This window comes from Pseudorhodoferax sp. LjRoot39, assembly GCF_964253035.1.
Taxonomy (GTDB): Bacteria; Pseudomonadota; Gammaproteobacteria; order Burkholderiales; family Burkholderiaceae_C; genus Pseudorhodoferax.
Window position 1 is genome coordinate 2,680,086 of the sequence record NZ_CAXUQL020000001.1, and the last position, 21,429, is coordinate 2,701,514.

The 21,429-nt window shown below is 69.3% G+C and carries 17 protein-coding genes; 12 read left to right on the forward strand and 5 right to left on the reverse strand.

Features of this window, described 5'->3' with window-relative positions; all coding sequences use genetic code 11:
* Positions 1–3 precede the first annotated feature (3 nt).
* Together ACSQ4M_RS12695 and ACSQ4M_RS12700 are read left to right on the forward strand one after the other, a co-directional pair.
* Entirely contained in the window at positions 4–2,016 is a 2,013-nt protein-coding gene (locus ACSQ4M_RS12695) for an acetyl/propionyl/methylcrotonyl-CoA carboxylase subunit alpha (protein WP_436189877.1), read from the forward strand.
* Positions 2,017–2,052: 36 nt separating this feature from the next.
* The gene (locus ACSQ4M_RS12700; RefSeq protein ID WP_436189878.1) at positions 2,053–2,970 is read left to right on the forward strand and encodes a 2-hydroxyacid dehydrogenase; all 918 of its coding nucleotides are present in this window, start codon (positions 2,053–2,055) and stop codon (positions 2,968–2,970) included.
* Positions 2,971–2,973: 3 nt separating this feature from the next.
* Here ACSQ4M_RS12700 and ACSQ4M_RS12705 read toward each other — a convergent pair whose 3' ends face one another.
* A complete protein-coding gene (locus ACSQ4M_RS12705; RefSeq protein WP_436189879.1) occupies positions 2,974–3,438 on the reverse strand; it encodes a cupin domain-containing protein in 465 nt (154 codons plus the stop codon).
* Between the two features lie 74 nt (positions 3,439–3,512).
* Here ACSQ4M_RS12705 and ACSQ4M_RS12710 point away from each other — a divergent pair, with 74 nt between their 5' ends.
* The 9 genes from ACSQ4M_RS12710 (at position 3,513) to ACSQ4M_RS12750 (ending at position 10,302) form a co-directional block, all read left to right on the forward strand.
* Complete coding sequence (locus ACSQ4M_RS12710; protein ID WP_436189880.1) at positions 3,513–3,719, forward strand: type II toxin-antitoxin system VapB family antitoxin; 207 nt, start codon at positions 3,513–3,515, stop codon at positions 3,717–3,719.
* Entirely contained in the window at positions 3,716–4,096 is a 381-nt protein-coding gene (locus ACSQ4M_RS12715) for a type II toxin-antitoxin system VapC family toxin (RefSeq protein ID WP_436189881.1), read from the forward strand. The genes ACSQ4M_RS12710 and ACSQ4M_RS12715 overlap by 4 nt, the downstream gene beginning before the upstream one ends.
* 108 nt (positions 4,097–4,204) lie before the next feature.
* Positions 4,205–5,125, forward strand: coding sequence for a hydroxymethylglutaryl-CoA lyase (locus tag ACSQ4M_RS12720; protein WP_436189882.1), 921 nt, complete (start codon positions 4,205–4,207; stop codon positions 5,123–5,125).
* Between the two features lie 14 nt (positions 5,126–5,139).
* Positions 5,140–5,778 carry a homoserine/homoserine lactone efflux protein gene (gene rhtB / locus ACSQ4M_RS12725; RefSeq protein WP_436189883.1) on the forward strand — a complete coding sequence of 213 codons (639 nt, stop codon included), beginning with the start codon at positions 5,140–5,142 and terminating at the stop codon, positions 5,776–5,778.
* Between the two features lie 10 nt (positions 5,779–5,788).
* Complete coding sequence (locus ACSQ4M_RS12730; RefSeq protein ID WP_436189884.1) at positions 5,789–6,286, forward strand: YbaK/EbsC family protein; 498 nt, start codon at positions 5,789–5,791, stop codon at positions 6,284–6,286.
* Positions 6,283–6,507 (forward strand): DUF1289 domain-containing protein, encoded by a 225-nt coding sequence (locus tag ACSQ4M_RS12735; protein WP_436189885.1) that lies wholly within the window; start codon positions 6,283–6,285, stop codon positions 6,505–6,507. The genes ACSQ4M_RS12730 and ACSQ4M_RS12735 overlap by 4 nt, the downstream gene beginning before the upstream one ends.
* The gene (locus tag ACSQ4M_RS12740) at positions 6,504–7,145 is read left to right on the forward strand and encodes a 2-hydroxychromene-2-carboxylate isomerase (protein ID WP_436189886.1); all 642 of its coding nucleotides are present in this window, start codon (positions 6,504–6,506) and stop codon (positions 7,143–7,145) included. The genes ACSQ4M_RS12735 and ACSQ4M_RS12740 overlap by 4 nt, the downstream gene beginning before the upstream one ends.
* Positions 7,146–7,179: 34 nt before the next feature.
* Positions 7,180–8,472 (forward strand): DUF3422 family protein, encoded by a 1,293-nt coding sequence (locus tag ACSQ4M_RS12745; RefSeq protein ID WP_436189887.1) that lies wholly within the window; start codon positions 7,180–7,182, stop codon positions 8,470–8,472.
* Between the two features lie 150 nt (positions 8,473–8,622).
* Positions 8,623–10,302 (forward strand): MFS transporter, encoded by a 1,680-nt coding sequence (locus tag ACSQ4M_RS12750; RefSeq protein WP_436189888.1) that lies wholly within the window; start codon positions 8,623–8,625, stop codon positions 10,300–10,302.
* 48 nt (positions 10,303–10,350) lie between these two features.
* Here the strand turns inward: ACSQ4M_RS12750 and pgaD are convergent, their stop codons facing one another.
* Genes pgaD through ACSQ4M_RS12770 form a run of 4 tightly spaced genes read right to left on the reverse strand, consistent with a single transcriptional unit; the run spans position 10,351 to position 15,495 of the window.
* Positions 10,351–10,821, reverse strand: coding sequence for a poly-beta-1,6-N-acetyl-D-glucosamine biosynthesis protein PgaD (gene pgaD, locus ACSQ4M_RS12755; protein ID WP_436189889.1), 471 nt, complete (start codon positions 10,819–10,821; stop codon positions 10,351–10,353).
* 14 nt (positions 10,822–10,835) lie between these two features.
* Entirely contained in the window at positions 10,836–12,101 is a 1,266-nt protein-coding gene (gene pgaC, locus ACSQ4M_RS12760) for a poly-beta-1,6-N-acetyl-D-glucosamine synthase (RefSeq protein WP_436189890.1), read from the reverse strand.
* A 17-nt stretch (positions 12,102–12,118) separates the two neighbouring features.
* On the reverse strand, positions 12,119–14,566 hold the full coding sequence (gene pgaA / locus ACSQ4M_RS12765; RefSeq protein ID WP_436189891.1) for a poly-beta-1,6 N-acetyl-D-glucosamine export porin PgaA: 2,448 nt from the start codon (positions 14,564–14,566) through the stop codon (positions 12,119–12,121).
* Positions 14,563–15,495, reverse strand: a complete 933-nt coding sequence (locus ACSQ4M_RS12770; protein WP_436189892.1) for a PEP-CTERM sorting domain-containing protein — start codon at positions 15,493–15,495, stop codon at positions 14,563–14,565. Before ACSQ4M_RS12770 ends, pgaA begins: the two co-directional genes overlap by 4 nt.
* A gap of 222 nt (positions 15,496–15,717) precedes the next feature.
* On the opposite strand from ACSQ4M_RS12770, the gene uvrA reads away from it, so the two are divergent.
* The gene (gene uvrA, locus ACSQ4M_RS12775) at positions 15,718–21,429 is read left to right on the forward strand and encodes an excinuclease ABC subunit UvrA (protein ID WP_436189893.1); all 5,712 of its coding nucleotides are present in this window, start codon (positions 15,718–15,720) and stop codon (positions 21,427–21,429) included.

Here is a 21,429-nt window from a genome sequence, read left to right on the forward strand (position 1 = left end):
GACATGTTCAAAAAAATCCTGATCGCCAACCGTGGCGAGATCGCCTGCCGCGTGGCTGCCACGGCGCGCCGCATGGGCGTGCAGACCGTCGCCGTCTACTCCGACGCCGATGCCAACGCCCAGCATGTGCAGGCCTGCGACGAGGCCGTGCACATCGGCGGCAGCGCGCCCAAGGACAGCTACCTGCGCTGGGAGCGCATCCTCGAGGCCGCCAGGGCCACGGGCGCGCAGGCCATCCACCCGGGCTACGGCTTCCTGAGCGAGAACGAGGAATTCGCCCAGGCCTGCGCCGCCGCCGGCCTGGTTTTCATCGGCCCGCCCGCCTCGGCGATCCAGGCCATGGGCCTGAAGGCCGAGTCCAAGCAGCTCATGGAGAAGGCCGGCGTGCCGCTGGTGCCGGGCTACCACGGCAGCGACCAGGATCCGGCCCTGCTGGCGCGCGAGGCCGACCGCATCGGCTACCCCGTGCTGATCAAGGCCAGCGCGGGCGGCGGAGGCAAGGGCATGCGCGCGGTCGACACGCCTGCGGACTTCGCAGCGGCGCTGGCCTCGTGCAAGCGCGAGGCCATCAACAGCTTCGGCGACGACGCGGTGCTGGTCGAGAAGTACGTGCAGCGCCCGCGCCACATCGAGATCCAGGTGTTCGGCGATACCCAGGGCAACGTGGTCTACCTGTTCGAGCGCGACTGCTCGGTGCAGCGCCGCCACCAGAAGGTGCTGGAAGAGGCGCCCGCGCCCGGCATGCCGCCCGCCATGCGCCAGCAGATGGGCGAGGCCGCCGTGGCCGCGGCGCGTGCCGTGCACTACGTGGGCGCCGGCACGGTGGAGTTCATCGTCGAGCAGCGCGCCGACGGCACGATGAACTTCTTCTTCATGGAGATGAACACGCGGCTGCAAGTGGAGCACCCGGTGACCGAGGCCATCACGGGCCTGGACCTCGTGGAATGGCAGCTGCGCGTGGCCAGCGGCGAGCCGCTGCCGCTGCGCCAGGACCAGCTGCGCATCCAGGGCCATGCGATCGAGGCGCGCATCTGCGCAGAGAACCCCGACAAGCAGTTCCTGCCCGCCACGGGCACGCTGCACGCCTACCAGCTGCCCGACTGCGTGCGCTTCGAACGCGGCGCGGTGCGCGTGGACTCGGGCGTGCGCGAGGGCGACGCGATCTCGCCGTTCTACGACTCCATGATCGCCAAGCTCATCGTGCACGGCGACACGCGCGAACAGGCGCTGGCGCGGCTGGACCAGGCGCTGGCCGCCATGCGCGTGGTGGGTGTGCAGAACAACGTGCAGTTCCTGCGCCATGTGCTGGCCAGCCGCTCCTTCGCCCAGGCCGACCTGGACACCGCGCTGATCCAGCGCGAGCAGGCCGTCTTGTTCAACCAGGAACCGCTGGGGCGCGATCTGGCCGTCGCCGGTGCCGTGGCGCAGCTGCTGCAGGCCGAGCAGGCAGCAGCGGCACCGGCGCCCGGCACCTGGGCCGACCCCTGGAGCCGGCGCGATGGCTGGCGTGCCTACACGCCCATGCTGCGACGCATCGACTACGTCTTCCGCGGCGAGGAGGGCGCGGCCGAGCTGCGCGTGCTGCACGACGGCGCTCTGCAGCTGCGCGTGGGCGAGTCCACGGGCGTGCTGGCCTCCAGCACGCGCGCCGATGGCCGCATCGACCTGCAGTTCGCCGGCCAGCGCGTGGTGCTGGGCTGCGTGCGCCAGGGCGAGACCGTGCACCTGTTCGCGCCACAGGGTGCCACGCAGGTGCTGCTGGTCGATGCGCTGGCCCATGCCGGCGAACACCAGTCCGAAGGCGGCCGGCTCACGGCGCCGATGCCGGGCAAGGTGGTGTCGTTCTCGGTCAAGGCCGGCGACAAGGTCGCCAAGGGCCAGGCCCTGGCGGTGATGGAGGCCATGAAGATGGAACACACCATCGCCGCGCCGGCCGACGGCACCGTGGCCGAGCTGCTCTACGCGCCGGGCGACCAGGTGGCCGAGGGGGCGGAGCTGCTCAAGCTGGCGGCGTAGTTAGCATCGGACCTTTTCACCGAAGGTTCGAACCCGATGCGCATCACCGTCTGCCTCCCCGAGAAGCCCGAGCCCTGGGTCCAGGGCCTGCAACAGGCGCTGCCCGAGGCCGAGGTCCTGGCCTGGGAGCCGGGCCAGCCGGCAGCGGACTACGCCGTGGTCTGGGCACCGCCGCAGTCCTTCATCGACGCGCAACCCCGACTGCAGGCGCTGTTCAACATCGGCGCGGGCGTGGACGCGCTGATGCAGCTCAGCATCCCGGCCAGCACGCGCATCGTGCGGCTGGACGACGCCGGCATGTCGGTGCAGATGGCCGAGTACGTCTGCCATGCGCTGATCCGGCATTTCCGCGAGTTCGACGTCTACGAGGCCGAGGCCCGCGCCGGCCGCTGGGTCTACCGCAAACCGCGTGAGCGCGCGGACTTCCCGGTCGGCATCCTGGGCCTGGGGGTGCTGGGCGAGCGCGTCGCCAAGGCCGTGGCGCAGTTCGAGTTCCCGGTGCTGGGCTGGAGCCGTTCGCGCAAGGAGATCGAGGGCGTGCGCGCCTATGCGGGCGAGGCGCGGCTGGGCGACTTCCTGGTCGGCACGCGCGTTCTCGTCAACCTGCTGCCGCTGACCGATGCCACGCGTGGCATCCTCAACAAGACCACGCTGTCGGCACTGCAGCCGGGCGGCTACCTCATCAACATCGCGCGCGGCGGCCATTTGGTCGAAGACGACCTGATCCCCTTGCTCGACAGCGGCAAGCTGGCCGGCGCGACGCTCGATGTGTTCGAGACCGAGCCGCTGCCGGCCGCGCATCCGTTCTGGCAACACCCCAAGATCAGCATCACGCCGCACGGCTCGGCGCGCACGCTGCGGCGCGAGTCGATCGCGCAGATCGCCGGCAAGATCACGGCGCTGGCGCGTGGCGAGGCCGTGGCTGGCGTGGTGGATCCGGAGCGCGGCTACTGAGGGCTACAGCAGCCTCCGTGCGTCGTGCTGGCGCAGCACCGCGCAGAGCGCTGCGTCGTCGCGGCCGAAGCTGAAGTCGGCGAAGTCGAAGCCTGGTCCCACGGTGGCGCCCACGTAGGCAAAGGCGCCGAGCGGTTCTGCCGCCTGCCACCAGTGTGCCGGCACCACATGGCGCGGCGCGTGGCCGGCTTCGTCCACGGGCGCGAGGTCCACGTGCGTGAGTTGCGACAGGTCGGGCGGCAACAGCCACAGCCGCAGCGGCCCGGCTTCGAGCAGGTGCCAGGCCTCGTCGGAGGCCACGCGGTGCCAGGCCGAGAACTGGCCGCGTTCCAGCAGGAAGTCGATGCTGGTCAATGCGCTGCGCGGTGGGCGGCCACCGTCGGCCTGCACGCTGGCGGCCGAACGGAACCATTCGCGGAAGTCACCGCCCTCGGGATGGGGCTGCAGGCCAAGGGCGGCGCGCAGCACGCTTGCGCGACCGGGTGGAGGGCGTGGATGTTCCATTTGATGCATCATGGCATCTTTTTGGATGCAGGCACGCCATGCGAACGACCGTGACCATCGACGACGAGCTCTACGCCCAGGCATTGGAAGTGGCCGATCCCGACCTGGACAAGGCCGACCTGTTCCGTGAGGCCATGCGCACCTTCGTGCGCGTGCAGTCCGCCAAGCGCCTCGCGGCGCTGGGTGGTCAGGCGCCGCAGATGCCGCAGGTGCCCCGGCGTCGCGGCGAATCCGCCATGCCATGACGGTGCTGGTCGACACCTCGGTCTGGGTCGCCCATTTCCGGGAACGCCACGCGGCCCTGGTCGAACTGCTCGAAGCGGACCAGGTGTTGGCACATCCCATGGTGCTGCTCGAGCTCGCTTGTGGCACGCCGCCAGCGCCGCGCGCCCGCACGCTGGCCGCGCTGGGGCGCTTGCGCCAGGCCGCGTCGAGCAGCATGGCGGAGGTCATGGCCTTCGTGGAGCGTGAGAAACTGTACGGCCTGGGCTGCGGCCTGGTCGACATCACGCTGCTCGCATCCACCCTGATCACGCCGGGCGCCCGGTTGTGGACGCTGGACCGGCGTCTGGCCGAACTGGCCCAGCGCTTCGGCATCGCGCATGCCGCGCCCATGCACTGACGGCGCGCGCGGCCGGCTGGCACGATCCGATACCCGCTTGGCCGACCAGGTGCCGCGCGATGCGCTAGGCTTGCGGGCTTGCCCGCAGCAACCCCCAAGAGACAGACCATGACGCTCCCCACCCGCGTGAAGATCATCGACGTCGGCCCGCGCGACGGCCTGCAGAACGAGAAGCAGCCGGTGCCGGCCGAGGCCAAGATCGGCCTCGTGCACCGCCTGCAGGAGGCCGGCCTGCGCGAGATCGAGGTGACGAGTTTCGTGAGCCCCAAGTGGGTGCCACAGATGGGCGACAACGCGCAGGTCATGCACGGCATCCGGCGCCAGAGCGGCGTGCGCTACTCGGTGCTGACGCCCAACCTCAAGGGCCTGGAGGCCGCCATCGCCGCGCCGCGCGAAGAGTGGCCCGACGAGATCGTGGTCTTCGGCGCCGCCAGCGAGGCCTTCAGCCAGAAGAACATCAACTGCTCGATCGCCGAGAGCATCGAGCGCTTCGCGCCCGTGGTGGATGCCGCGCTGGCCAAGGGCATCGCCGTGCGCGGCGCCATGTCGTGCACGGTGGGCTGCCCCTACGAGGGCGAGATCGCGCCCGAAAAGGTGGGCTACCTGGCGGGGCTCATGAAGGGCATCGGCGTGCAGCGCGTGGACGTGGCCGACACCATCGGCGTGGGCACGCCGCTCAAGGTGCGGCGCGCCATCGAGGCGACGCTGGCGCACTACGGCGTCGACGCCATCTCGGGCCACTTCCACGACACCTATGGCCAGGCCCTGTCGAACACGCTGGCCAGCCTGGAGATGGGGGTCTGGAACTTCCAGTCCTCGGTGGCCGGCCTGGGCGGCTGCCCCTACGCCAAGGGCGCCACCGGCAACGTGGCGACCGAGGACGTGGTCTACCTGCTGCACGGCATGGGCATTGAAACCGGCATCGACCTGGACAAGCTGATCGACGCCGGGGTCTACATCAGCGAGGTGCTGGGCCGCGAGCCGCACTCGCGCGTGTCCAAGGCCATCCGCACCAAGCGCTGCGCTTGAACGGGGAGGAGAAGATGGAACTGCATGTCTGGATGGCCTACTGCGTGGCGGCCTGGGTGATCGCCCTGTCGCCGGGCTCGGGCGCGGTGCTGAGCATGAGCCACGGGCTCTCGTACGGCGTGCGCAGCACCACGGCCACCATCGTCGGCCTGCAGATCGGTCTGGCGGTCACGCTGCTCGTGGCCGGGGCCGGCATCGGCGCGCTGCTGATGGCCTCGGCCGTGGCGTTCACGGTGGTCAAGGTGCTGGGCGCGGGCTACCTGCTGTGGCTGGGCTGGCGCCAGTGGCGCGCGCCCGTGCATGGCGACGCGGACACCGGCGTGGTGGCGGGCGAGGCCGCGCTGTCGGTGGGCCAGCGCGTGTTGCGCGGCGCGCTGACCAACATGACCAACCCCAAGGGCATCGTGTTCATGGTGGCCGTGCTGCCGCAGTTCATCGATCCGGCACGGCCGCTGTGGCTGCAGCTGCTGGTGCTGCTGGCCACCACGGTGGCGGTCGACATGGTCGTCATGCACGGCTACGCCTGGCTGGCCTCGCGGCTGCAGCGCGTGTTGCGCAGCGCGCGGGCGCGACGGTCGCAGAACCGCGTGTTCGGCGGCGTGCTGATGGCCATGGGCGCCAGCCTGTTCCTGGTCAAACGTGTCTCGAACTGAGGAAGAAAACGTGTGTGGAGCTGAGTTGACGGCACTGCCTGAGGGCGTGCAGCGCGTGGCGCGCGCATTGCAGGACAAGGCGCATCCGCATGCGCCGCGCATGCTGGACGATGCCGCGCGCACGGCCCAGCAGGCGGCCGATGCGCTGGGCATCGCGGTCGGGCAGATCGCCAAGAGCATCATCTTTCGGCGCAAGAGCGACGACGCGGCCGTGCTGGTCGTGACCTCGGGCGACCGGCGTGTGGACGAGAAGAAGGTCGATGCGCTGGTCGGCAAGACCGGCCGCGCCGATGCCGAGTTCGTCAAGAGCCGGACCGGCTTTTCCATCGGCGGCGTGGCGCCGCTCGCGCACACCACGCCGCCGGTCACGCTGATCGACCGCGAGCTGTTCCGCTTCGAGGAGATCTGGGCTGCGGCTGGCCACCCGCACGGCGTGTTCAAGCTGCGGCCGCAGGACCTGGAGGCGCTGACCGGCGCCCCCGTGGCCGACGTGGTGCAAGCACCGTGACCCCGGCCCAGGCCCTGCTGCGGCGCGGTCCGCGCATGCTGGCTGCGGCCGGCGATGTGGGTTCGCCCTGCGTCTCGGTCTGCCGCATGGGGGGCGACGGCCTGTGCGAAGGCTGCCTGCGCCGGCTCGAGGAGATCGCGGGCTGGTCGCGCATGGACGATGCCGCACGCCGTGCCGTGTGGCGCCTGGTGCTGGAACGCGCAAGCGAGGCTGTGGCATGAAGAAAATCGACTTCTATCTGGATTTCCTCTCGCCCTACGCCTACCTGGCGTTCGAGACGCTGCCCGTGGCGCTGCAAGGCCTGAGCTACCAGGTGCAGTACAAGCCCGTGCTGCTGGGCGCCGTGCTGCGCGCGCACGGCCTGCGCGGCCCGGCCGAGATTCCGGCCAAGCGCAGTTTCATTTACCGCCAGGTGCTGTGGCTGGCGCACCAGCATGGTGTGCCCATGGAGCTGCCGGCCGAACATCCCTTCCCGCCCCTGCCGCTGCTGCGCCTGGCACTGGCCTGCGGCGCCGGCCCGCAGCCCAACCGCTATGTCTGCGAGACCGTGTTCCGCCATGTCTGGCGTGGTGGCGCCGATGCCAATGCACCCGAGCGCCTGCAGCAGTTGGCGGCCGACTTGGCGCCGGTGCGCGAACCGGCCGGCGAGGCCGTCAAGGCGCAACTGCGTGCCAACACCGAGGCCGCCACGGCGGCCGGCGTGTTCGGCGTGCCTGCACTGGTGGTGGACGGCCGCGTGTTCTGGGGCCTGGACGCGCTGCCCATGCTGCGCGCCTACCTCGAAGGCGATGCCTGGTTCGCGACCAGCGCCTGGGACGAGGCGCCCCTTCGGCCCTCGGCGCTCGACCGCCAGCCATAGTCCTGCTGCGCGGCGCGGGCAGAATCGCGCCACGATGCAGCCTTCTACCGCGCTCCACCAGCACCCGGACCGGGTGCTGTTGCACAACGAAGTCCATGCCCGGCCGCCCGAGGCGCTGGCGACGCCGTTGGCCATCACCCACGTGGTCATGCTGGCCGATGCCGCAGGCCGGGCTGCGAGCCGCGCCCACCTGGCGGCGCTGCTGCGCGACCACCACCAGCCGCTGCCCGACGACCACACCACGCACCTGCGCGCGAGCCTGGGACCGTTGCGCCTGCGCTGGGAGCTGCACACCGAGTTCGTGACCTGGACCTTCATGCTGCCCATGACGGCCCCGCCCGCGGCCGAGCGCGTGGCCGACAGCGCCACCGCCGAGGTGCCCCGGGACTGGCTGGCCGCGCTGCCCGGCCAGTGCCTGTCGCACCTGAATCTGTGGGTGCTGTCCGCGCGCGACGGCGAGGTCGAGGCCCTGGCGCGCCATTGGCTGCACGAGGACCCGCAGGTCGGCTCCAGCGTGGCGGGCGGGCTGGCCGAGGTCTACACCGACTTCACGATCCATGCCGACGGCAGTTCGCGCATGCTGCTGCGCGTGGGCAGCCTGTCCACGCGCCGCTTGGGCCGGCTGGTGCAGCGGCTGCTCGAGATCGAGACTTACCGCATGGTCGCCATGCTGGGTCTGCCCGCGGCGCGCCGCGCCAGCGCCGTGCTGGCCAGCGCCGAGGGCGAACTCGCGGCGTTGGCCGAGGCCATCCGCAGCGCCGACCGCGACGCCGAGCCCGCGTTGCTGGACCGCCTGACGCGGTTGGCCGGCCAGGTCGAGAGCCAGCACGCGGCCACGCATTCGCGCTTCTCGGCCAGCGGCGCCTACTTCGAGCTCATGGACAGCCGCATCGCCGACATCGCCGAAGTGCGCCGCGCCGGCTTGCAGACGATTGCCGAGTTCATGGACCGGCGGCTGACGCCCGCGCGCAAGACCTGCGAGTGGGCGGTGCGCCGGCAGGACGCGCTGTCGCAGCGCGTCTCGCGCATCAGCAACCTGCTTCGCACGCGCGTGGAGATCGAGCAGCAGCAGAGCAGCCAGGCGCTGCTGGCCACCATGAACACGCGCCAGGACCTGCAGCTCAAGCTGCAGTCCACTGTCGAGGGCCTGTCGGTGGCGGCCATCACCTACTACATCGTCGGCCTGGTCAGCTACCTGGCCAAGGGCGCGCAGAAGCTGGGCTGGCCCTGGTCGGCCGAGAGCACTGCAGCGCTCGCGATTCCGCTCGTGGCCGGCTCGGTCTGGTGGTCGTTGCGGCAGCTGCACCGGCGCATGTTCAGCCATTGAGGTCGGACAACCCACATCCTGAAACGGAGCCTGCGGGTTAGTACCTGAGTTGTAAGAATGCGTTGGCCCGGTGTCAGAGACGGGTCAGTGCGCACTCCAAAAATGCGGCCAGGCCCCGTCCCGGGGCCGGCTACAACAGGAGACAACGCAATGGCAGCCACAATGCAAGGGGGCAAGCCGGTCGCGGCCAGCCGCCCCATGACCAAGGAGGAGCGCAAGGTCATCCTTGCCTCGTCCATCGGCACCGTGTTCGAGTGGTACGACTTCTACCTCTATGGCACTCTGGCCGTGATCATCGGCAACCAGTTCTTCTCGGCGCTGGACCCCGCTTCCCGGACCATCTTCTCGCTGCTGGCCTTCGCGGCCGGCTTCATCGTGCGGCCGTTCGGCGCACTGGTGTTCGGGCGCCTGGGCGACATGATCGGGCGCAAGTACACCTTCCTCGTGACCATCCTGCTGATGGGCTTGTCGACCTTCATCGTCGGCCTCTTGCCCGGCTACGCGAGCATCGGCGTGGCGGCGCCCATCATCCTGATCGTCCTGCGCATGCTGCAAGGCCTGGCGCTGGGCGGCGAGTACGGTGGCGCGGCCACCTACGTGGCCGAACATGCGCCACCGGGCAAGCGCGGCTTCTACACCTCGTGGATCCAGACCACGGCCACGTTGGGGCTGTTCCTGTCGCTGCTGGTGATCCTGGGCGTGCGCACCGCCATCGGCGAGACGGCGTTTGCCGAATGGGGCTGGCGTATCCCGTTCCTCGTCTCCATCCTGCTGCTGGGCGTGTCGGTCTACATCCGGCTGTCCATGAACGAGTCGCCGGCCTTCGTGAAGATGAAGTCCGAAGGCAAGGTGTCCAAGGCACCGCTGACCGAGTCCTTCGGCCAATGGCGCAACCTCAAGATCGTGATCCTGGCGCTGGTGGGCCTGACCGCCGGCCAGGCCGTGGTCTGGTACACGGGGCAGTTCTATGCGCTGTTCTTCCTGACGGGCGCGCTCAAGCTCGACGGCGCCACGGCCAACATCCTGATCGCGATCTCGCTGGTCATCGCCACGCCGTTCTTCGTGATCTTCGGCAGCCTGTCGGACCGGATCGGCCGCAAGCCCATCATCATGGCCGGTTGCCTGCTGGCCGTGCTGACCTACTTTCCGGTGTTCAACGCGCTGACCAAGGCCGTCAACCCGGATCTGGCCGCGGCGCAGGCCAAGAACCAGGTGATCGTGACGGCCGACCCCAAGGAATGCTCGTTCCAGTTCAACCCCACCGGCACCTCCAAGTTCACGAGCTCCTGCGACATCGCCAAGCAGGTGCTGTCGGCCAGCTCGGTCAGCTATGAGAACGTGGCCGGTCCGGCCGGCGCGCCGGCGACCATCAAGATCGGCGAGCAGGTCATCACGAGTTACAACGCGGCGGGACTGGCGGCCGACGAGCTCAAGGCCAAGGACTCGGCGCTCAAGAAGGCCGTGGCCGACGACCTCAAGGCCGCGGGCTACCCGGCCAAGGCCGACCCGGCGAAGATGAACACCTTCCTGACCATCGTGATCCTGGTCTACCTGGTGATCCTCGTGACCATGGTCTACGGGCCGATCGCCGCCATGCTGGTCGAGATGTTCCCGACCCGCATCCGCTACACCTCGATGAGCCTGCCGTACCACATCGGCAACGGCTGGTTCGGCGGCCTGCTGCCGGCCACCGCGCTGGCCATCGTGGCGCAGACCGGCAACATGTACAACGGCCTGTGGTATCCCATCATCATCGCAGCCGTCACGCTCGTCATCGGTACCTTGTTCGTCAAGGAAACCAAGGACAACGACATCTACGCCAACGATTGAGCGGCGCCCAGCGCCCCAAATGACAAGGCCCGGATCACCGGGCCTTTTTTATTCCACGCGCGCGATGCGCCCTTCCTCGTCGTGGTGCACGGTGACGATGTTCATCTGCTGCCAATGCGCGACCTCTTCCGGCTGGCGGCCATGGATGGCCGCGAGGTCCGCCGGCGTGGGCGGCTCGAAGCCCTTGCGCCGGTCCACACCGCGAAAGCGCAGGTGGTTGTACTTGGCCCAGGCCATCAGGCCGCCGCCCAACAGCAGGATCACGAGGGCGTACATGCCCAGCACACCGAGGAAGCTGGCGTAGCCCTCCGTGTCGATCATGTGGAACTTGAACTGGTAGCCGAAGAAGGCCCAACCCAGAACCGTGATGAGCGGCAGCCACAGCACCACCCACAGCAGCCAGAACACCGCCGTCAGCACGCCGAAGACCGCGCGCTGGTTGCCGCTCTGCAGGTCTGGGCGCTCGATGATGAGCGGGTTGGTGGGGCGCTGGCCCAATTCGATGGAAAGACTGCTCATGTCTCACTCCCTGATCATGGTTGGGCCCGGATGCCGCGGTCCGGGCTGACCCAGGTGGCGCGCTTGCTGCCGCGCAGGATCACGCGCGGCACGGCCACCAGGGTGGTGAAGACGTTGAGGATCCAGAACGCCAGCGGATACCAGATCATCCAGTAGTAGTTGCGGCCCAGGCCCTGCTCGTAGCGGCGGTCCAGGAACATGGACACGGCGAACTGCAGCAGGCAGGTGGTGCCGATCACGACGCCGTGCCAGCCCGGGATCAGCGTGTCGACATGCCAGGGCGCAGGGATCTGTACGAACAGGCCCGCGATCCAGAGCAGGATCACCGCGGCCATGGTGTAGGCCCACAGCACGCTCGTGAAGTACTCGATGTAGACCGGGATCATGCGGCGGTGCCGCCACTGGCCGAACACGGCGCGCCGGCCGAACAGCACCTGCGTGCCCCCCATGGACCAGCGCAGGCGCTGGCGCCACAGGCCGCGGAAGGTTTCGGGCATCAGGATCCAGCACAGCGCTGCGGGCTCGAAGCGCACGTCCCAGTGGCGCAGTTGCAGCCGCCAGCTGATGTCGATGTCCTCGGTCAGCGCGTCGGGGTTCCAGTAGCCGGCGTCGTGCAGCGCCGCGCGTCGGAAGCACACCATCACGCCGGACACCGTGAACACCTTGCCGTAGGTGCGCTGGGCGCGCTTGATGAGGCCGATGATGGACGAGAACTCGCCGACCTGGATGCGGCCCAGCAGCGTGGAGCGCGTGCGGATGCGCGGGTTGCCGCTCACGGCGCCCACGCGCGGGCTGGACAGCAGCTGACGCATCATCCAGCGCAGGCAGTGCGGATCGACGATGGAGTCGCCATCGATGCACAGGAAGTAGTCATAGCGGGCCAGCGCGGCGGCCGTGTTGAGCCCAACGGCCTTGCCCTGGTTGGCGGCCAGGTGGATGGCGCGGATGCGGCTGTCCTCACGCGCATAGCGGTCGATCAGGGCCGGCGTGGTGTCGGTGCTGCCGTCGTCGATCAGCAGGATCTCGAACTCGGGGTAGTTCAGCGCGCGCAGGGCCGCCACGGTCTCGTGCAGGTTGGCGGCCTCGTTATGGCAGGGCACGAACACGCTGACCGGTGGGTAGGAGGGCAGCGGCGGCGGCTGGTCGTAGGCCGGGTCCTTGCGCTCGTAGTGGAAGTAGTAGTACAGGCCGCCGCACATCCACACATAGGACATGAACAGCGGGTAGTAGAAGGTGAAGTCGAACAGCCAGCCGATGCTGCGGCCCAGGTTGAAGTCCATGCGGTTTCTCCTGTGGCTCAGAAGCGCCAGGTGGCGTGCAGGTAGATGTAGCCCTTGGTCTCGTACACGCCGTCGTACGGGAAGCGGCGCGTGCCGACGCCGTAGCGGGTCGAGAAGTCGGGGCCGATGTTCCACTCGTGCTCGTAGCGCAGGTCGTGGAAGAAGTTCCAGCCGTAGTCCTCGCGCATCCATCCGCCCCCCGGGGCGTGTACGTCGCTGAACTGCTTGTAGCTGCCAATGGTGATGGCGGCGCGCTGGTTGAAGCTTTTGTCGTAGCGCCGCCAGGTCAGCCAGTCGCCAGCCAGCGTGACCGATAGGGCCATGTCGCGCGCCGGATTGAAGTAGATCGCGTCGCGCAACGTGTTGGCGCTGGCGTAGAAGGCCGGCTGCAGATCCAGCGTCTTGCCGTAGCCGCTGTACAGCCGCTCGGTCCAGCTCACGGCGAGCGACTTGCGACGGTTGCCGTCGTTGAAGTCGTAGTAGGCGAGGTCGGCTGCGACGCGGCGCGACTCGTTCCACTGGTAGGCCGCGCCGACCAGGCTCTTGCTGGCATGCAGGTAGCGCGGCGCGTTCAGGTAGTTTTCCGCGTCCGGCATGCGGCCCTTGAGCGGGAAGTCGTTGGTCTGGCTCTCGTGCCGGGCACGCACCGAAAAATGGTCGCCGAATTGGCGGCTGCCGCTGATGGCCCAGTAGGCGTCGTCGCCGTTGCGCAGGTCCCGGCCCACTTCCATGCTGGCCTGCCAGTCGCGGCGCGTGATCTCGATGCCCATGCCGACGCGCTCGTGCTTGGCCGAGTTGTCGTCGAAGCTGGCGCGCGCCAGGTGGTGGTTGGCGTAGACGCGCTGGCCGTCGCCGAACATACCGCTGTACAGCGTGGACTCCCAGACCAGATCGTTGTTGCCGGCCACATGGCCCTGGCCCAGGCCGCGCGTGGCGCCGCTGACGAGCAGCGGGCGCTTGCTGCGTTCCCAGGCGCGGACCAGGCGCTGCACGGCAGGGTGTTCAGGGGCGCTGCGTTGCAGGTCTTCGATGGCCGAGCGGGCTCGGGCGATGTCGCCTTGGGCCCAGATGGCTTCGGCCATGCCCACGCGCGCGCGGATGTTGTCGGGCGATCCGTTCAGCACGGCCTGGAAGCGTTCCGCGGCTGCGCGGGGCAGGCCGCGCCGCGCCAGCAGTTCGCCCTGGTCGAGCCACAGGCCGGCGTCGTTTGGCAGTTCGACCTGCAGGGTGTTCAGCGCCGCCTCGGCTTCGTTCAGGCGGTCGGCGAAGCGCAGCAGCATGATGTCGGTCCGGCGCGCAGAGACGCTGGCACCGCTGTCACGCAGCTGGTCCTGCGACACCGCTTCGGCGGCGGGGAAGTTCTCGGCCTCGACCTCGGCAAAGATCAGGCCGGAGCGGGCTGCGGCGTTGGTCGGCTCCTGCTGCAGCACGCGGCGGTACAGCGCGCGCGCTTCTGCCGGTTGGCGCAGTTGCAGTTGTGCATCTGCCGCAGCCAGCACGACATAGCTGGGCTGAACGCCCTCGGCCTCGAGTTCTCGGAACTGCGCGAGGGCTTCTTCCGCCTGGCCGCGCTGCCGCAGCGCAACGGTGCGGTCGCGGCGCAGGCGCAGCAGCACATCGTTGGCGCCTTGCCGGCGGGCTTCGTCGATGAGCCTGGTGTTTTCGGCCAGGGCGGCGTCGATGGGCGCGTAGCGTGCCGGCGTGAAGTCGCGGTCCAGCACCTCGATGGCTTCACGGATGTGGCGGCCGTTCGTGGCCTGCGCGTCGGCCAGCGTCGGCGCGGGAGCGGGGGCCGGTGTGGCAGCAGCCACAGGCGCAGGCGCTGCCGGTATGGCTGCAGGAGCAGGCGCGGCCACGGCAGGTGGCTGCGCGCCCAGGGCCAATAAGCGTTCGCCGAAGGGCCGCGCGCGCTGGTCTTCGCCGCGCGCCTGCAGGGCTGCGAAGGCCGACTGCAACATGGGCACATCCTGCCGTGCCAGCACCAGCGTACGGCGCAACTGCGCGTCTGCCTGGGCCGGCTTGCCATCGGCCAGCAGCGCCAGGCCCGCCCCCAAGGCGGCATCGGCACTGCGCGGACGGCGTTGCGCCAGCAACCCATAAGCCTGGGCTGCGCGCGCACCGTCGTTGCGGCTCAAGGCCGACTTGCCGATGGCGGCCAGCACGTAGTCCGGCGTGGAGGTTCCCAGGCGCAGCGATCGGCTGCTGGCCATGGCCTCTTCGTGCCGTTCGGCCCAGCTTTGCACGGCGATCAGGTCGTGCCGCACATCGAGGCGGCGCGGGTTCTGCGCCAGCAGATCCTGCAGCGTGGCCAGGGCGCTGTCGTACTGGCCGGCACGCGCTTGGGCGATGGCCTGTCCGTAGCGATCAGCCGCCCAACCGGGAAGTGCGAAGCTGGCCAGCAGCAGTGCTGCGAGGCAAGCCTGCACGCGTGAGCGGGCGTGGCGCTGGCTGGGCGCCCGGCTCATGCGGCCGACCGCGCGGCCGACAGGCCGCGCCGGCGAATGCCCCACAGGCCCAGCAAGGCGGCGCTGAACAGCGCCACCGAGGTGGGTTCCGGCACCTCGTTGTACAGGTTGCCTTCGTCGATGCTCGTCCAGGCGGTGGCGCCGGGGCCGCGCCAGCCCAGGTCGATCACGCCGGCTTCCAGGCGGTTGAAGTAGGTCATGTCGATGCCGTAGTAGCCTTGTTCCAGGTACAACTCGTCGATGCCGTTCATGGCCAGCAGTTCGTACAGGCCACGCCCGCTGCTGCCCGCCAGGGTGTCGTGCGCCATGCCGAGGCTGGCGTTCATGCCGGTCAGCGTGAAGGTGAACCCATCATCGGCGAACACGCCGAAATCGTAAACACCTGCAGCACCCACGTAGAGGTAGCCGGAGAACACGGCCGCATAGTTGAACTCGCCGCTGCAGTGCGCCAGGCTCTCGGCCTCCGTTTGCAGCGGGCAGCCGTTCGCGCCGCCGACGATGGGGGCCAGCGCGCGCTGGTAGTCCTCGCCCCAGACACCGTAGGCGCCGCTGGCCTGGGTGTTGTTGTAGATGTTGTTGGCGTAGCTGACCTGGCCCGTGCTGGTGGCGGTCTTGGTCACGTAGGGATTGCTGCCCGAGGCGATGCCGCCGATGTCGCTGGTGGACCAGATGCCGGTACCCCAGCTGTAGGCGCCGATGGCCTGGGTCTTGCCGGTCTCGTCGGTGTAGACCTGGTTGCTGAAGCGCGCATCGTTCTGCACCTTGTACCAGGTGCCGGCCAAGCCACCGGCCACGCTGCCGGTCGGCGCAGCGCCGGTGATGAGCGGATTCAGCGTGACGGTGGTCGCCGCAGCGGCCGACGACAGCGCCACGCCTGCGCACAGCAGGGCGATCTTGGACAGCTGCAAGCGAAGGGTGGATTTGCTCATGTTCAGTACCTAGTGCGGGTTGGTTTGTATGCAGTGAATTGTGGAAACTTCTGAGAAATCGACTTGTGAATAAGTCGACGCAGCGGACTGCTGCGAGGCGTTGCAGACCGGTCTTTCGGAAGACCCGGACGGTCTTTGTGAACATTTGCACGCTTTCAAGCACGGATCAAAACGCCTTCCTACAATCCTCCGCCCTCCACGTCTGCCACCCTCCAATACGCCATGTCCCAGGGAACCATCGCCATCCGTGGCGCGCGCCAGCACAACCTCAAGAACTTGGACCTCGACATCCGCACCGGCGAGTTGACGGTGGTGACCGGGCCCAGTGGCTCGGGCAAGTCCAGCCTGGTGTTCGACACGCTCTACGCCGAAGGCCAGCGCCGCTATGTCGAGACCTTCTCGGCCTACGCGCGCCAGTTCCTGGACCGCATGGACAAGCCCGCCGTGGACAAGGTGGAAGGGGTGCCACCGGCCATCGCCATCGACCAGACCAACCCGGTGCGCTCCTCGCGTTCCACGGTGGGCACGATGACCGAGCTCAACGACCACCTGAAGCTCTTGTTCGCGCGCGCCGGCCAGCTGTTCGACAAGGTGACGGCGCAGCCCGTGCGCCACGATTCGCCCGACAGCATCTACGCCCAGCTACAAGCGCGCGCGGCAGAGCAGGGCGATCCGCGGCTGGTGCTGACCTTTCCGGTCGAGCTGCCGGCCAACACCTCGGCCGAGCAGGTGGCCGAATGGCTGTCGGCCAGCGGCTTCACGCGCATCCAGGCCGAGCGCGAGGTGGGCACGCCGGCCGGCCCGCGCAAGCTGCTCGACGTGGTGGCCGACCGCTTCCGCCTGGCCGGCACCGAGCGCGTGCGCGCGGTCGAGGCCATCGAGACCGCGCTCAAGCGTGGCGCGGGCCGGCTCAACGTCTACGCGCTCGCGGCCGATGCCGAGGCCGCGCCCGACATCTGGCGCTTCTCCACGGGCCTGCACTGCCCGGACAGCGACCTGCGCTACGCCGATCCGATTCCGTCCATGTTCTCGTTCAATTCGCCGGTCGGTGCCTGCGAGGCCTGCCGCGGCTTCGGCCGCGTGATCGGCGTGGACTACGACCTGGTCATCCCGAACGACAAGATGACGCTGCGCGCCGGCGCCATCAAGCCCATGCAGACGCCCGCCTGGCAGGAGGCGCAGGACGACCTCATGCGCCACGCCGAGGCCGCCGGCATCCCACGCGACACGCCGTACAAGCAGCTCACGCCCGAACAGAAGCACTGGGTCATCCACGGCTCGCCGAACTGGAACGGCAAGTGGAACCAGCACTGGTTCGGCGTCAAGCGCTTCTTCGAGTACCTGGAGAGCAAGGCCTACAAGATGCACATCCGCGTCTTGCTGTCCAAGTACCGCAGCTACACGCCGTGCGAGACCTGCGGTGGCGCACGGCTGAAGACCGAGAGCCTGCTCTGGCGCCTGGGCAGCAAGGAAGACGCCGATGCCGTGCTCGAACCCGCCAAGCGCTTCCTGCCGCAGGGCGTGCAGTGGTCGCGTGCGCAACTCGAGGCGCTGCCGGGCCTGACACTGCACGACCTCATGCTGCTCCCGATCGACCGGCTGCGCCGCTTCTTCGACCGGCTCTCCTCCCGCACACAGGCGGTCGACCAGGGCGAGGCCCAGGCCCTGCGCCTGCTGTTCGAGGAGATCACGACGCGGCTGCGCTACCTCTGCGACGTGGGCATCGGCTACCTCACGTTGGACCGCCAGAGCCGCACGCTGTCGGGCGGCGAGGTGCAGCGCATCAACCTCACGACCGCGCTGGGCACCTCGCTGGTCAACACGCTGTTCGTGCTGGACGAGCCCAGCATCGGCCTGCACCCGCGCGACATGCACCGCATCATCGAGGCCATGCACCGCTTGCGTGACGCCGGCAACACGCTGGTCGTGGTCGAGCACGACCCGGCCGTGATGTTCGCGGCCGACCGCATGATCGACATGGGCCCCGGCCCGGGCGAGCGCGGCGGCCAGATCGTGTTCGACGGAACCACGGCGCAGCTGCGCCATGCCGACACGCTGACCGGCCAGTACCTGGGCGGGCACAAGCAGATCGGCATCGGCCAGCGCCGCGCGGTCGGCGACAACACGCCGCGCCTGATCCTCGAAGGCGCGCGCGAGCACAACCTGCGCGATGTCTCTGTCGACATCCCGCTGCAGCGCCTGGTCTGCGTGACCGGCGTCAGCGGCTCGGGCAAGTCCACGCTGATCCAGGACGTGCTGGCGCCCGCGCTGGTGCGGCATTTCGGTCGCGCCACCGAATCACCGGGCCTGCACGACCGCCTGCTCGGCGCCGACCACCTGGCCGACGTGGTCTACGTGGACCAGTCGCCGATCGGCAAGACCGCGCGCTCCAATCCCGCCAGCTACGTGGGCGCCTGGGACGCCATCCGCGCGCTGTTCGCCGACGCACCGCTGGCGCGCCAGCGCGGCTACACGCCGTCGAAGTTCAGTTTCAACAGCGGCGACGGGCGTTGCCCGACCTGCGGCGGCTCGGGCTTCGAGCATGTGGAGATGCAGTTCCTGTCGGACGTCTACCTGCGCTGTCCGGACTGCGATGGCAAGCGCTACCGGCCCGAGATCCTGGAGGTGCACATCGAGCGCCGCGACGTGGCCCAGGCCAAGCGCCGGCCCTTCAGCGTGGCCGATGTGCTGGATCTCACCGTCAGCGAGGCCGCGCAGGTGTTCGAGAACGACCGCGAGGTCGTGCGCGCGCTGCAGCCCATCCTCGACGTGGGCCTGGAATACGTGAAGCTGGGCCAGCCCGTGCCCACGCTGTCGGGCGGCGAGTCGCAGCGCCTCAAGCTTGCGGGCTTCCTGGCCGAGGCGGCGAAGACTGCCGCGTCCTCGCGCCAGAGCCTGGCGCGCAAGGGCACGCTGTTCCTGTTCGACGAGCCGACCACTGGCCTGCACTTCGACGACATCGCCAAGCTCATGCGCGCGCTGCGCAAGCTGCTCGACGCGGGCCATTCGCTGGTCGTGATCGAGCACAACCTGGACGTGATCCGCGCCAGCGACTGGCTCATCGACATGGGCCCCGAGGGCGGCGATGGCGGCGGCTTGGTGGTGGCCACGGGAACGCCCGAGCAGGTGCGCGAACATCCCACGTCGCACACGGGCGCCGCGTTGCGCGAGTATGAGGCCGCGATGCAGCCAGGCCAGCCGCTGCTGGCGGCCGAGCCGGCCGCGCGTTACGCCGCGCCGCCCAACGAGGCCATCGAGATCGTCAACGCCAAGGAGCACAACCTGAAGTCGCTGTCGGTGAACATCCCGCGCGGCAGCTTCAACGTGGTCACGGGCGTCAGCGGCTCGGGCAAGTCCACGCTGGCCTTCGACATCCTGTTCAACGAAGGCCAGCGCCGCTACCTCGAATCGCTGAACGCCTACGCGCGCAGCATCGTGCAGCCGGCAGGACGGCCCGAGGTCGACGCGGTCTACGGCATCCCGCCGACGGTGGCGATCGAGCAGCGCCTGTCGCGCGGCGGCCGCAAGTCCACGGTGGGCACGACCACCGAGGTCTGGCACTTCCTGCGCCTGCTCTACGTCAAGCTGGGCATCCAGCACTGCGTGAAGGACGACGCCCCCGTGCAGCCGCAGACGCCCGACAGCATCGCGGCCCAGCTGCTGCGCCAGTTCCGCGGCCAGCACATCGGCCTGCTGGCCCCGCTGGTCGTCAACCGCAAGGGTGTCTACACCGAGCTCGCGGACTGGGCGCGGCCGCGCGGCTACACGCATCTGCGCGTAGACGGCAACTTCCTGCCGACCACGGGCTTCCCGCGCATCGACCGCTTCAAGGAACACACGATCGAGCTGCCCGTGGCCAGCCTGGACGTGCTGCCTGCCAACGAAGGCCGGCTGCGCGATGCGCTGGCCCAGGCGCTGGAACACGGCAAGGGCGTGGTCCATGTGCTGAGCCAGCTCGATGGCCTGCGCGTGGCCCTGGCCGACGCCCAACCCACCGCCCACATCGGCGAGCTGCTGGTGTTCTCGGCCAAGCGTGCCTGCCCGGTCTGCGCGACCTCGTACGCCGAGCTCGACCCGCGCCTGTTTTCCTACAACAGCAAACACGGCTGGTGCCCCGACTGCGTGGGCACGGGTGTCAAGCTCACGAAGGAGCAGCGCGCCGTCTACGACGACTCCGTGCGCGATGACGACAACAAGGGCCGCGAGCAGACCTTCGCCGAACCCGAGGCCGAGGACGTGGGCGAGCACGCCTGCCCCAGCTGCGCCGGCACGCGGCTCAATCCCACGGCGCGCGCCGTGCGCTTCGACGGTCGCGCGATCTCCGACATCGCGCGCATGTCGGTGCGCGATGTGCGCAGCTGGGTCCAGGCCCTGCTGGCCGCCGGCCGCCTGTCGGCACGCGAGGCCGACATCGCCCGCGACCTGCTGCCCGAGATCGCCAGCCGGCTGGAGTTTCTGGAAGAGGTGGGCCTGGGCTACCTGACGCTGGACCGCGGCGCACCCACGCTGTCGGGCGGCGAAGCCCAGCGCATCCGCCTGGCCGCGCAGCTGGGCAGCAACCTGCAGGGCGTCTGCTACATCCTGGACGAGCCGACCATCGGCCTGCATGCGCGCGACAACCACATCCTGCTCAACGCGCTGCACAAGCTCGGCGACAAGGGCAACACGCTGGTCGTCGTCGAGCACGACGAAGACACGATCCGCCGCGCCGACCATCTGATCGACATCGGCCCAGGTGCCGGCAAGCGCGGCGGCCGCCTCGTCGCGCAGGGCAATGCACAGGACCTGGCGAACGCCGAGGATTCCGTCACCGGCCGCTACCTGCGCGATGCCATGCGCCATCCGCTGAAAGCGCGCAGGGGCACGGAGCCCGGCACCAGCTGGCTCTCGGTGCGCGGCGCGCGCGAGCACAACCTGCAGAACGTCGATGCCGAGGTGCCGCTCAAGCGCCTGGTCGTCGTGACCGGCGTCAGCGGCTCGGGCAAGTCCACGCTCGCACGCGACGTGCTGCTGTCCAACGTGCAGACCGTGGTCGCGCAGAAGTCCACCCAGGCCGGCCTCGCGGCGCTGACGCTGCACGGTGCCAGCTGGACCGGCTGCGACGAGGTGCGCGGCTACGAGCAGATCGACCGCGTGCTGGAGGTCGACCAGACCCCCATCGGCAAGACCCCGCGCAGCTGCCCGGCCACCTACATCGGTTTCTGGGACACCATCCGCAAGCTGTTCGCCGAGACGCTGGAGGCCAAGGCGCGCGGCTACGGCCCCGGCCGCTTCTCGTTCAACACCGGCGAGGGCCGCTGCCCGAGCTGCGAGGGCCAGGGCATCCGCACCATCGCGATGAGCTTCCTGCCCGACGTGAAGGTGCCCTGCGAGAGCTGCCACGGCGCGCGCTTCAACCCCGAGACGCTGGCGGTCAGCTGGCGCGGCAAGAGTATCGGCGAGGTGCTGCAGATGGAGGTCGACGAGGCGGTGGAGTTCTTCGCCAGCATGCCCAACATCGCGCACCCTTTGCAGTTGCTCAAGGACGTGGGACTGGGTTACCTCACGCTAGGCCAACCCTCGCCCACGCTGTCGGGCGGCGAGGCGCAGCGCATCAAGCTCGTCACCGAACTCAGCAAGGTGCGCGACGACGTGGGCCGCCGCGGCCAGAAGGCGCCGCACACGCTGTACGTGCTGGACGAGCCCACGGTGGGCCTGCACATGGCCGACGTGGAGAAGCTGATCCGCGTGCTGCACCGCCTGGTCGATGGCGGCCACAGCGTGGTCGTGATCGAGCACGACCTGGACCTCATCGCCGAGGCCGACTGGGTGCTGGACCTGGGGCCTGAGGGCGGTGACGGCGGCGGCCGCATCGTCGGTGCGGCGCCGCCGGAGGAACTCGTGCGCCTGGGCACGGCGACGGGCAAGGCACTGGCGCCGGTGCTGGCGCGCTGA